The sequence below is a fragment of the Halorubrum saccharovorum DSM 1137 genome (assembly GCF_000337915.1).
Classification (GTDB): domain Archaea; phylum Halobacteriota; class Halobacteria; order Halobacteriales; family Haloferacaceae; genus Halorubrum; species Halorubrum saccharovorum.
Genome location: NZ_AOJE01000063.1, coordinates 1 through 11,817, shown reverse-complemented (window position 1 = coordinate 11,817; position 11,817 = coordinate 1). Strand labels below are relative to the sequence as shown.

At 70.4% G+C, this 11,817-nt stretch carries 13 protein-coding genes; 11 read left to right on the top strand and 2 right to left on the bottom strand.

The genetic code is table 11. From position 1 onward, the window contains the following. The 3 genes from C471_RS12990 to C471_RS12980 all read left to right on the top strand — a co-directional run. Window positions 1-479: tetratricopeptide repeat protein (locus C471_RS12990; RefSeq protein ID WP_004049719.1), on the top strand; the 479-nt coding region annotated here is incomplete at its 5' end. A 51-nt stretch (window positions 480-530) separates the two neighbouring features. Then, a complete protein-coding gene (locus C471_RS12985; RefSeq protein ID WP_004049717.1) occupies window positions 531-1,070 on the top strand; it encodes a PUA domain-containing protein in 540 nt (179 codons plus the stop codon). A gap of 812 nt (window positions 1,071-1,882) precedes the next feature. Next, window positions 1,883-3,097 (top strand): ArsA family ATPase, encoded by a 1,215-nt coding sequence (locus tag C471_RS12980; protein WP_004049715.1) that lies wholly within the window; start codon window positions 1,883-1,885, stop codon window positions 3,095-3,097. 68 nt (window positions 3,098-3,165) lie between these two features. Here C471_RS12980 and C471_RS12975 read toward each other — a convergent pair whose 3' ends face one another. Both C471_RS12975 and C471_RS12970 read right to left on the bottom strand, forming a co-directional pair. Beyond that, on the bottom strand, window positions 3,166-3,801 hold the full coding sequence (locus C471_RS12975; protein WP_004049712.1) for a hypothetical protein: 636 nt from the start codon (window positions 3,799-3,801) through the stop codon (window positions 3,166-3,168). Continuing rightward, the gene (locus tag C471_RS12970) at window positions 3,798-4,442 is read right to left on the bottom strand and encodes a hypothetical protein (RefSeq protein WP_004049710.1); all 645 of its coding nucleotides are present in this window, start codon (window positions 4,440-4,442) and stop codon (window positions 3,798-3,800) included. The genes C471_RS12975 and C471_RS12970 overlap by 4 nt, the downstream gene beginning before the upstream one ends. 148 nt (window positions 4,443-4,590) lie before the next feature. Here C471_RS12970 and C471_RS12965 point away from each other — a divergent pair, with 148 nt between their 5' ends. The 8 genes from C471_RS12965 (at window position 4,591) to C471_RS12930 (ending at window position 11,645) form a co-directional block, all read left to right on the top strand. Continuing rightward, window positions 4,591-5,361: a DUF2103 domain-containing protein gene (locus C471_RS12965; protein WP_004049708.1), complete on the top strand. Its 771-nt coding sequence runs from the start codon at window positions 4,591-4,593 to the stop codon at window positions 5,359-5,361. An 87-nt stretch (window positions 5,362-5,448) separates the two neighbouring features. Further along, window positions 5,449-6,108, top strand: coding sequence for a metal-dependent transcriptional regulator (locus C471_RS12960; protein WP_004049706.1), 660 nt, complete (start codon window positions 5,449-5,451; stop codon window positions 6,106-6,108). Between the two features lie 135 nt (window positions 6,109-6,243). Further along, the gene (locus tag C471_RS12955) at window positions 6,244-6,951 is read left to right on the top strand and encodes a LysE family translocator (protein ID WP_004049704.1); all 708 of its coding nucleotides are present in this window, start codon (window positions 6,244-6,246) and stop codon (window positions 6,949-6,951) included. An 89-nt stretch (window positions 6,952-7,040) separates the two neighbouring features. Next, window positions 7,041-8,093 carry an NAD(P)-dependent glycerol-1-phosphate dehydrogenase gene (locus C471_RS12950; protein ID WP_004049702.1) on the top strand — a complete coding sequence of 351 codons (1,053 nt, stop codon included), beginning with the start codon at window positions 7,041-7,043 and terminating at the stop codon, window positions 8,091-8,093. A gap of 150 nt (window positions 8,094-8,243) precedes the next feature. Further along, window positions 8,244-8,906, top strand: a complete 663-nt coding sequence (locus C471_RS12945; RefSeq protein WP_004049700.1) for a DUF420 domain-containing protein — start codon at window positions 8,244-8,246, stop codon at window positions 8,904-8,906. 94 nt (window positions 8,907-9,000) lie between these two features. Further along, window positions 9,001-10,317, top strand: a complete 1,317-nt coding sequence (locus C471_RS12940; protein ID WP_004049698.1) for a M28 family peptidase — start codon at window positions 9,001-9,003, stop codon at window positions 10,315-10,317. A gap of 57 nt (window positions 10,318-10,374) precedes the next feature. Beyond that, a complete protein-coding gene (locus tag C471_RS12935; RefSeq protein ID WP_004049695.1) occupies window positions 10,375-11,187 on the top strand; it encodes an NAD(+)/NADH kinase in 813 nt (270 codons plus the stop codon). 14 nt (window positions 11,188-11,201) lie between these two features. Next, entirely contained in the window at window positions 11,202-11,645 is a 444-nt protein-coding gene (locus tag C471_RS12930) for a DUF7313 family protein (RefSeq protein ID WP_004049694.1), read from the top strand. Window positions 11,646-11,817: the final 172 nt, after the last annotated feature.

The window sequence follows — 11,817 nt, the reverse complement described above, 5'->3', positions numbered from 1 at the left end:
GGCTCGACCGAACCGAGTCGCTGCTTGACGACCACGCCGGGCGGCGCCGACTGGCGATGCTCGACCGGAACCGGGGGGCGCTCGCGTTCGAACGCGGCGATCTCGACGACGCCGCGACGAGGCTCGACTCCGGGGTCGAGCACGCGCGGGCCGGCGGATTCACCGCGATCGAGGCGCGCGCGCTCGCCGACCTCGGGCGGGTCGCAGTCGGGCGCGGCGACGCCGAGGCCGCGATCGACCGGCTGACGGCGGCGATCGACCTCGGCTGCCGGATCGAGTGCGTGCGGGCGATCGTCCCCGCGGCCGAGGAGCTGGCGGCGCTGCTCGCGGCCCATCGGGACCCCGACGGACTCGTCGTCGGCGCGCCCGGCCCGATCCCCGAGGTCGCCGCGACCGATCCGGCGGCGTACCGCGACCTCGCGGATCGCTGGCGCGTCGACGGAGACGGGGGCGCCACCGACTTCACGGCGAGCGGATGAGTCGCCAGTCCGTGTCGCAACGGCTTTGCGGGTGGCCGCGATAGCCGGAGTATGAGCGACGCAGCGGCCCTCTCGGACCTGCGGACCGGCGCCGACTACCAGTTCGGTGCGGGCGCGGGCGACGCGCTGTTCCCCCCGGACGAGACGCTGACCCTCCGGCGGTCGAGCGGCGGCCGCCCTCGACAGGTGATCGTCGGCGACGTGGACGACGACCCCGGAAGCCCCGAGGGCGACCGCCTCGTCTCGTACGGCACGGACGGGCGGTTCACGCTCGGGATCGCCGGCGGGAACCGGCTCCGCGAGGCGTTCGCTGCCCCGCATCACCGGATGGTCGTGGGGGAGGAGAGCGAGCCGTTCGTCCGCGAGGGGCGCAACGCCTTCGCGAAGTTCGTCACCGCGGCCGACGACGGGATCCGCCCCGGCGACGAGGTGCTGGTCGTCGACGAGGACGACGCGCTGTTCGCGGTCGGGCGGGCCGAGCTCTCCGGCGCCGAGGCCGAGCACTTCGCGAGCGGCGTCGCGGTGAAGGTGCGGAACGGCGCCGGGAGCGAGAGAGACGACGCCGACGTGACGGGCGGCGACGACGAGTAGCACGGACTCACCCTTTTAAGCGGCTTTCAAGATTCAGATGCGGTTGGCGCGTGCCTGCGAGCGGCCGACAGGCCGCGAGTCAGCGCGCGCGAGGGAGTCAGTCGCCCGGAGCAACGCGGAGGGCGACTGACGAGGCTGGGGAGGTGTGAGGCTGCGGTCCCGCGAGCGACCGACGGGAGCGAGCGGGAGCACGGAAGTCGCAGCCCGCGCAGCGAAGCGAGCAGGACCGTCTTCCGGCGGTGCTGTGCGGGGCGGGACTCAAAGGGGCAGCCGACGAGGGCGGCGTAGGTGACGCAAGCACCGCAGGGAGTGAGCGACGCGAGCGACCGAGGAGCGTGGTTCGAGAGAGCTTTGCTCTCTCGTCATCACGAAAGGCGCTCCGCGCCTTTCGAACGACAGCGAGCGTACGCCGCCCTCGTCGGCTGGGGCTTTGGCGGTGTCAGACGACGATCCGCTAACAGCCATTTATAAGCAATCGGCTGGGGCTTTGGCGGTGTCAGACGACGATCCGCTAACAGCCATTTATAAGCAATCGGTTGGGGCTTTGGCGGTGTCAGACGACGATCCGCTAACAGCCATTTATAAGCAATCGGCTGGGGATTTGGCGGTGTCAGACGACGATCCGCTAACAGCCATTTATAAGCAATCGGCTGGGGCTTTGGCGGGAGTCACCCAACCACCGGCGGGTTCGACGAGCGACCGGCACCCGCTTTCGATAGCGCTCAAACTCTCAAAGATCCGAACGAATTGCTTGGCACAGTCCGCAGATCCGTACCGACGGGTACACAAGCGCGCCGCGCCCACGACCCGGTATGGACGATATCGACGTCGAGCCGGTGGATCGCGTCGAGGAGCCGGAGAGCGAAGGGGACGGCGACGCCGACGCCGGTCCCGAACCCGACCGCTCCGACGGCCCCGACCTCCCGACCGAGACGGACGACGCCACCGCCCTCCCGGTGGGCGTCGACGCACCGGACTACGTCCTCTACGGCGGGAAGGGCGGCGTCGGGAAGACGACGATGGCGGCCGCGACCGGGCTCGCCTCGGCGGCCGGCGGCGTGAGCACCCTCGTGGTCTCCACCGATCCGGCTCACTCCCTCTCCGACACCTACGAGACGGAAATCCCCGCGAAGCCGTCGCGCATCCGGGAGGAGATCCCGCTGTACGCCGCCGAGATCGACCCCGACGACGCGATGGAGGAGGGGATGTTCGGCGCCGACGGCGACCCCCTCGGCGGGATGGGGGAGATGGGGGACGCGATGGGCGGGATGATGGGCGGCGCGGGTGGCGCGGGTGGCGCGGGCGGCCCCACGGGCGACGCGGACGACGGGGAAGACGCCGGCCTCGGCTCCCCCCTCGGCGGCACGATGCCGGGCGCCGACGAGGCGGCCGCGATGCGCCAGCTGCTGGAGTACCTCGACGACCCGCGGTTCGACCGCGTCGTCGTCGACACCGCGCCGACGGGCCACACTCTCCGACTCCTCCAGCTCCCCGAGATCATGGACTCGATGATCGGTCGCGTGATGAAGCTCCGCAACCGCTTCTCCGGGATGATGGACGGGATCAAGGGGATGTTCGGCGGCGGGGACGACGACGCCGACCCCTCCGCCGACCTCGACGAGCTCCGCGAGCGGATCGAGCGCCTCCGGAGCGTGCTGCGGGACCCCGAGAAGACCGACTTCCGCGTGGTGACCATCCCCGAGGAGATGAGCGTCGCCGAGTCCGAGCGGCTCGTCGCGCGGCTCGACGAGTTCGGCATTCCGGTGAACACGCTCGTCGTCAACCGGGTGATGGAGGGCGTCGGCGACGTGACCGACGGGAGCGGGGCCGCGATCGATCCAGACTGGATCGTCGAGCCGAACCCGGACACCTGCGAGTTCTGCGCGCGTCGCTGGAAGGTCCAGCAGGACGCGCTGCGCCGGGCGACGGACCTCTTCCGCGGACGCGACGTGAAGCGCGTCCCGCTGCTCGCGAAGGAGGTCCGCGGGGAGGCCGCGCTGCGGGTCGTGGCGGCGTGTCTGCGGTAGGTCAGTGACCGTAAGTTAGAGCCGCCGAAGGCCCGCACCCGGACCGTCGAAGGCCGAATACCGCGCTTTCAGCCCTGCGTGCGCGCCAACAACCGGTCACGAACCGTCTCGGCGACGCCCGAGAGGTGGGCCTGCCCGAACAGGCCGACGAGGACCGCGCCGATGGTGTTGTACGTGAGATCCGAGACGGTGTCTTCGAGCCCGTGCTGCGCGAGCGGCATGTCGATACCGGTCTCCGTGGCGACGATGTCGAGCGCGAACTCGAACAGCTCCCAGAGCACGCCGAACGCGAGCACGACGACGACGATGAACACGAAGGAGAACCGGGGCGGGATGCGGATCTCGTCGGAGTGGAGGTCGACGGCCCGAAGCGTCGTGTACCCGACCGCGGCGACCAGTGAGGCAGACAGCGAGTGAGTGACGTGGTCCCACCACTCGACTCGGGCGTAGAACCCGGCCGACCCCATCGTGTGGAGGAAGACCGCCGAGGTGATCCACAGCGCGAGCCACGGGTCGAGCGGGAGGTCGTACCGGCGCTCCAAGACCGCCGGGACCAGCGTGACGAGGAAGGCGATGATCCCGTTGCTGATCGCCTTCTGCTCGCCCGCGAGGAAGCCGTACGCGATGATGCCGATGAGCAGGACCTGCATCGCGCCCGTGAGCCAGCGCTGCGACCGGAGCGACGGGCGCGGGAGCAGCGTCATCGGCGCACCACCCGCCGGATAGTCCGACGGAGGCGCCGCCCGCGGCGCCGGAAGTAGCCGTCGAAGAGGAGCCCCGCGGCGATCCCCGCCAACGTGACGTAGATCCACTCGGTCATCAGCGCCTCGTTCGTCGTCAGAAACGCCGTCTCCGTCGTGCGATCGATGTTCCAGCGGAGGACAGTCCACACCGCGGCCGTCGCCAGCGTGGCCAGCATCACGAAGACGACCGCGAACCAGTGGGTGACACGCAGCGTGGTGAACATGTGGAGGTCCACGGTGACGACGAGCGCCAGCGCCGCGATGGCGACGTACGTCGCGAACGTGCCCAGCTCGCCCCCGAGGAGCGCGCGCACGAGCACCGGTAACAGCGCGAGACCGACCAGCTCCGCCGGCAGCATCGCGCGCCAGTCGCGGGCGGCGACCGTGGGCGCGAGCACGACCGCGCCGAGGCCGACGACGATGGCCCCCGCGAGCAGGTCGGCGTCGAGGGCGCTCTCGACGAGGACGCCGACGAGGACCGCGACCATGGCCCACGCGACGAGAGCGTTGGCCCGCCCGTCGCGGACGAGGCGCTCCAGCCGGTCTTCGACGGTCTCGGCCTCGGTGTCGCCCGCGGCGTCGCGGCGTCGGTCTCCGTCCATGTGCCGATCGGACGCTTGGGAGACTAATAGGGATTGCCTCCCGCGGCGGATCGGCCGAGGCGTCGCGCGCGAGTCGAACATGGGGGCGACCGAACCGCTGTCGCGGTCCGAAGGACGACCTTTTATCGGGCACGACCCTCCGACCGGTATGAACTGCCGGCGGTGCGGGACCCCGCTTCGCAAGCCCGGGGACTACTGTCTCACCTGCAACACCGCCAACGCCGACGCCGTCGTCGTCGAGTTCGAGGAGGACCGCGCCCGGCTCACGATGCTCGACGAGGACGAGGTCGTCGGAGAGACGACCGTGACCACTCGGCCCGAGACCGACGAGCAGCTGACCGAGATCCAGCTCCGCAACTTCGCGGGGCGGGTCGCCGACGAGATCCGCCGGAAGCGACCCGACACCGTCTACGCCGCCGGCTCTCGGGAACCCCTCCGCGAGACGCGGGCGCAGGTCCACCACGAGTTCTACCGCGTGCCCGACGAGGGGATCGGCGAGGGATCCGCCGACGGCGGGGAGCGCGACCGCGAGAGCCCGGTCGTCTCGTGGGTGCTCGACCGCCGCGGCGACCGCGCGCTGGAGGTCGTCGAGACGCCGCCCCGCGAGAAGATCGGCGGGTCGCACTCGACGCTCATCGGCGACCGGAAGGGCCGGAAAGCGGTCAGCACGGTCGCGCAACACCCCCACGTCAAGAAGATCGTCCCCGGCCCGATCGACGCCGGCGGCACCGGTTCCCGGACGGGGCTGCGCGCGAAAGCGACGCGAGCCGGGACGAACGGGAACGTCCGGCTCCTCCTGCGGGACGGCTCCAGCGTGCAGGAGAACCGGATCGTCACGACCGCGATGGACCGCGAGACCGGCGAGCGCGTCCGCGAGGACCTCAACGAGGCGCTTCGGGACGCGGAACTGCAGGACTGACCGCCCGACGGTGACGAGCCCGGCGAGCGGCGCCCGTCGAGGCGATTCCCGGTAGATATTTCCGCAGCCGCGCGCGATCGCTTATAAATGCTGAGCGACGTGATGGAGGACTACCTGAAGGCTATCTACGTCCTCCAGTCCGAGCAGGGCCCGCCCGTCTCGACGTCGGCGATCGCAGAGTACCTCGACAAGACATCGCCGTCGGTCACCGACATGCTGGGCAAACTGGAGGACCGCGGGCTCGTCGAGCGGGAGCCGTACCGCGGCGCGGAGCTGACGGCGGAGGGCGAGGCGGTCGCCCTGGAGATCGTCCGCCACCACCGGCTGCTGGAGGCGTTTCTCGCGGAGCGGCTCGACTACGACTGGAGCGAGGTCCACGAGGAGGCCGACGCCCTGGAGCATCACATCTCCGAGGCGTTCGAGCGGCGCGTGGCGGAGGCGCTCGGAGATCCCGCCGTCGACCCCCACGGCGACCCGATCCCGAGCGCTGACCTCGAACCGGTCGACGAGGGAAGCGGCGCGCGGCTCGCGGACCGCGAGGAGGGCGACCGCGTCGTCGTCGCCCGCGTCTCCGACCGCGACGAGGACGAACTGGAGTACCTCGCCGAGGCGGGGATCACGCCGGGCACCGAGATCGAGGTCGTCGATGTCGCCCCGTTCGGAATGGTGACCGTGGCGACGCCGACCGGCGAGCAGAGCCTGCCGGCCGAGATCGCTCGCTCGATCCGGGTCGAGGACGCCGGCTGATCGGGAGTGAGGCCCGCCCACACCGACCACGCCCCGGGTCTCACGCACACACTCGTACATCGATGCGGGTTCCTCGCCTGTGACGACCACCATTCGTTCGCGAGACTTTTCACGAAAACGACCCTCCAGAACGGTGTGAATCTCCTCGTAACGCTCGGCGCCGGTGTCGTCTTCGGGCTAGCGCTCGCGGCCCCGCCCGGACCGATGAACGCCGTGATCGCAGAGGAGTCGGTGCTGCGCGGGCGCCTCGCCGGCTTCCGCGCCGGCCTCGGCGCCGCGACCGCCGACGCGATCTTCTTCGTCCTCGCGTACCTCGGCGTCGTCGCGATCGTGGAGTCGTTCCCGCTGTTACAGGGCGTCATGGTCGCGGTCGGGGGCGTCCTGATGCTGTACTTCGCCGTCGGCGCGGCGCGCGGCGCGCGGGCGTCGTTCCGTCCCACCTCGGGCGACGAGCCCGTCGTCGAGGAGGGGAAGGGGTTCCGAAAGGCGCTGGTGCTCGCCCTGACGAACCCGTACCAAGTGCTGTTCTGGCTGACGATCGGTGTCGGACTCCTCCGTCCCGGCGAGCTCGACGTGCTCGCCCGGCTTCCCGTCGTCGGCGAGGACCTCGCCGGGAGCCTCGTGGTCGCCACCGGCTCGCCGGCCCTCATCGGCGGGTTCTTCCTCGGCGTGTTGACGTGGATCGTGGGGTTCCCGGCCGGGCTCGTCGCAGCTGAACGCCGGATCGAGACGCTCGCGCCGATCGTCGCGGTCGGCTCCGCGGTCGTGCTCGCCGGGTTCGGCGTCTACTTCCTCTACGACGCGGCGACGACGCTGACGGCGCTGACGGCGCTCGGGAGCTGAGCCCCCGGCGGCCGGAGCCGGTCGGCGAGCCCGATCGCTCCCCGACCGACATGGACAACGGCTTTCACCCGCGGGCGCGACCGCCCGGTATGTTCGAGAAGACCACGTGGATCAAGCTCCCGCGGAACGTTCTCGTGGGCCACGGCGTCCTCGACGACCTCGGGGAGGCGGTCGGCGAGCTGTACCTCACGGGACGGCCGCTGATCGTGACGAGCCCGACGCCCAACGAGATCGCCGGCGACCGGGTGCGCGCGCAGTTCGACGACCCCGCGACCGCCGTCGTCGAGGAGGCCTCCTTCGAGGCGGTCGAGGAGCTCACCGAGACGGCGGAGGCGGTCGACCCCGGCTACCTGATCGCCCTCGGCGGCGGGAAGCCGATCGACATCGCGAAGATGGCCGCCGACCACCTCGGCGTCGGCTTCGTCTCCGTCCCCACGGTCGCCTCCCACGACGGGATCGTCTCGGGGCGATCCTCGATCCCCGAGGGCGACACGCGCCACTCGGTGGCGGCCGACCCGCCGCTGGCGGTCGTCGCGGACACGACGCTGATCGCGGACGCCCCCTGGCGGCTCACCACCGCGGGCTGTGCGGACATCATCTCGAACTACACCGCGGTGAAGGACTGGCGGCTCGCGCGGCGGCTGCGCAACGTCGAGTACAGCGAGTACGCGGGCGCGCTCTCGGAGATGACGGCGGAGCTGCTCGTCGAGAACGCCGACATGATCCGGCCCGGGTTAGAGGAGTCGGCGTGGGTGGTCGTGAAGGCGCTCGTCTCCTCCGGCGTCGCGATGTCGATCGCGGGCTCCTCGCGGCCCGCCTCCGGCGCGGAACACCTCATCTCCCACCAGCTCGACCGGACCGCGCCCGGGCGGGCGCTCCACGGCCATCAGGTCGGCGTCGCGTCGATCATGACCGAGTACCTCCACAGCGGCGAGAACGGGGAGTGGACCGCGATCCGCGACGCGCTCGCCGAGCTCGACGCGCCGACGACCGCCGCCGAGCTCGGGATCGACGACGCGGAGCTGATCGCCGCCCTCACCAGCGCTCACGAGATCCGGGACCGGTACACGATCCTGCAGGGCGGGATCAACGAGGCGGCCGCGATCGAGGTCGCGACCGCGACGGGCGTCATCGACGGGTGACCGACTCACCGGTGAGCCGACCTGCCGACGACCTGCCGACGACCTGCCGACGACAGCCGACGACAGTTGACCACAGCCGACGACCCGACGACAGCCGGCGACCGGTTCCGCGCTCGAAAGCGAATTAACGGTCCCGCGATAACCTCGCGTATGTCCACCGCTAGCGTTCGCGATCGGGTCAAGGAGCGAGCCGGTGCGGTCACCGTACTCCTCACGATCGTCGGTTACGGCGCGGTCGGCGGCGTGTTTCTCGTCCCCCAGTTTCAGGCGCTGTTCCCCGAACTGACGCGGGGCACCGTCGATCTGCTCGCGCACGCAATCGCCGCCGTCAACACCGTCACGATCGTCACGCTCTCGCTCGGGTGGTACTGGATCCGCAACGGCGAGGTGAAGAGACACGCCGCGGCGATGACCACTTCCTTCGCACTCATCCTCGTGTTCCTCGGGCTGTATCTGCCGAAGGTCGCCGGGGGCGGGACGCGGGAGTTCGTCCTCGACTCGGCGTACGCGTGGGTCCCGCTGTGGGACTGGATCTACTACGCGTACCTCCTCATGCTCGCGATCCACATCGTCCTCTCCGTCGTCGCCGTGCCCGTCGTCCTCTACGCCGTCGTCCTCGGGCTCACCCACTCCGAGGCGGAGCTCCGGACCGAGACACCGCACCGCCGGGTCGGTCGGATCGCGGCGAGCGCGTGGCTCCTCTCGCTCGTCCTGGGTGTCGTCACCTACCTCATGTTGAACCACGCGTACGACTCGACGTTCGCGGCCGCCGAGGCCGCGACGGCGCTCGTTCCGGCGGCTCTCGGAGCGTAGCGCGCACCTCACGCGGATCCCCAACGTGACGACGCGCCAGTCCCGGCCCCGCCGCCACCGAAACGTTTGACCCCGACCCCGGCTACCCACAGGCATGACCGACTGGATCGGCGACGTCTTCACGAGCGACGCGGGCTGGGACCACCTCGAATCACTCGTCGACGTCGGCGACCGCATGGCCGGCTCGGACGGCGAGCGCGCCGGGCTCGAACTGACCCGCGACGCGCTGACCGACGCCGGCGCGCGCGACGCGTGGATCGACGACTTCGAGATCCAGGGCTGGGAACGCGGCGACAGCGAGATCCGACGCGGCGACGAGGTCGTCGCGAGCGGCCAAAACGCCTGTATCGCGCTCCCGCGGAGCCCGAGCGGCGAGGCGGTCGGCGAGTTCGTCGACCTGGGGTACGGCGTCCCCGAAGACTTCGAGGTGGATCTGACGGACAAGGTCGTGATGGTCTCGTCGGACACCCCCGACTCGGTCGATCGGTTCGTCCACCGCCGTGAGAAGTACTACCACGCGGTGGAGGCGGGCGCCGCCGCCTTCGTCTTCGCAAACCACGTCGAGGGGACGCTGCCGCCGACCGGGAGCGTCGGCACCGCGGACGCGCCGATCGGCGAGATCCCGGCCGTCGGCGTCTCGAAGGAGGCCGGCGCGCGCCTCGCGCGCCGACGCGAGGGCGAGGAGCTCACCGTCGCCGTCGACTGCGAGACGGACGACGCGACGAGCGGGAACGCGGTCGCCGACCTCGGCCCCGACACCGACGAGTACCTCGTCGTCTCCTGCCACGTCGACGCCCACGACCTCGCGGAGGGGGCGATGGACAACGGCGCGGGCACCGCGACGCTCGTCGAGGTCGCGAACGCGCTCGCGGCCCGAGAGGACGAACTGGACACGCGAGTCCGGTTCGTCGGCTTCGGCGCCGAGGAGGTGGGACTGGTCGGCTCCTCCCGGTTCGCCGCGGGCGTCGATCCCGACCGCGTCAAGGCCGTCGTCAACGTCGACAGCAACGTGTTCGGTCGCACCCTGAAGCTCGACCACCACGGATTCGACGCGCTGGAGGCGGCCGGCGAGCGCGTGAGCAACCGGTTCGACCATCCGATCTCGCTCGGTGAGGAGCTGGTCCCCCACAGCGACCACTGGCCCTTCGTCGAACGCGGGATCCCCGGGTACATGGTCTCCGGCGAGACGGAGGGGCGCGGTCGCGGGTGGGGGCACACCGGCGCCGACACGCTCGACAAACTGGAGTCGCGGAACCTCCGCGAGCAGGCGATCCTCCTGACGGAGCTCGTCGTCGACCTCGCCGGCGACGACGTGTCGACCGCGCAGCGGCCGACCGACGAGATCGCGAGCGCGCTCGAACGGGAGGGGAAGGCGACCGGGATGAAGATCACCGGCGACTGGCCATTCTAGCCCGCCCGGCCGCCGCGAACCGGGAGGTTTTCACTCCCACCGGTCGCATTCCCGGACATGGAAGCGTCGGAACGCCGCGTCGCCGTCGTCGGCGACGGCGAGCGAACGTCGGATCTCCGAGACGCGGTCCGAGACGCCGGAGGGATCCTCGCAGGCCCCGCGGGCGCGAACGTCGGAGCGAACGGAGACGCCGAGGCGAAGACAGTCGGTGACGACGGTCCAGAGACGGCCCTCCTCGTGGCGGTCGGCGACGAGGCGATCCGCGACGCAGTCGTCGAATCGTCGGACAGTACGGTAGTCCCGGTCGCCGAGCGGCGGCTCGCGTTCGACCGCGACGGCGCCGTCGACGTGCTTCGGCGGCTGCTCGGCGAGTCCGGAGGTGCCGACGCCGTCAGGCGCGTCAGCCATCCGGTCCTCGCGGTCGACGACGGGCGGGAGCAGTCCGCTCGGGCCGCGTTCGACGTCGCCGTCGTCACCGACGAACCGGCGCGGATCTCGGAGTTCGCGGTCGGATTTCCCCGCGGATGGGACGAGTCGGTCCGAGCCGACGGCGTCGTCGCCGCGACGCCGCTGGGGAGCGACGGCTACGCGAACGCCGCCGACGCCCCTCTCGTGGAGCCGGGCGGCGGGATCTCGGTCGCGCCGATCGCTCCCTTCAGCATCCGGACGGACGCGTGGATCGCGGGGGATGGGGTGCGGCTCACGGTGGAACGGGAGAGCGAGCCGATCGGGCTCGTGGTCGACGGAGAGCGACGCGGCACCGTCGAGCCGCACCGACCGATCGAGATCGAGACGGTCGATCGGGTCGCGTTCGCGGTGCCGGGAGGGCCTCGCGAGCGCGCTGATCGGAAACACTCTAATAACTCGTGACCGGATGTGTGGGTATGGACCCACTGCAGTTCCTCGTTCCGCTCGGCTGGCTGTCCGAAGTCGGACCGATGCTGCCGTACGCGATACTCGTGATGGCGGTCGCGAACCTCGCGACCCGGCACATCGCACACCGGCACCACGTCGAACAGGGGGCTGACGGCGACGGCGTCGAGCCGTACACGCCCCACGCGTTCACGAACATCGGGCTGCTGCTCTTAACGTTCCTGTTCGTCCTCGACGCGCCCGTCAGCGGCACGATCCTCTCGGTGATCGTGATCACGATGCTGATCGCCGACCTGTTCGAACTGGAAGCACGCAACGTCGAGGCGCGCAACGACATGCCGATCGAGGCCCCGAAGAGCTCGATCGCCGCCTCGGTGGTCATGATGGTGTTCGTCGCCTACTACTCGCTGTTCTTCCTCGTCTCGGGGATCTGGAACCAGTTCATCGTCGCGTAAACCGAGCGCGGGCCGACGAACTCGGTTCCCCTTCGGCCGAGGCCGATCAAGAATTCAGGAGCGCTGGTAACGGTGATTGATAGCGGGAGTAGGTATAGCGAATTGGTGAAATAGTTGTTTATAAGCGATCGAGTGATGTTGCTATCGGCTGTTTATAAGTCTCTGACGACGT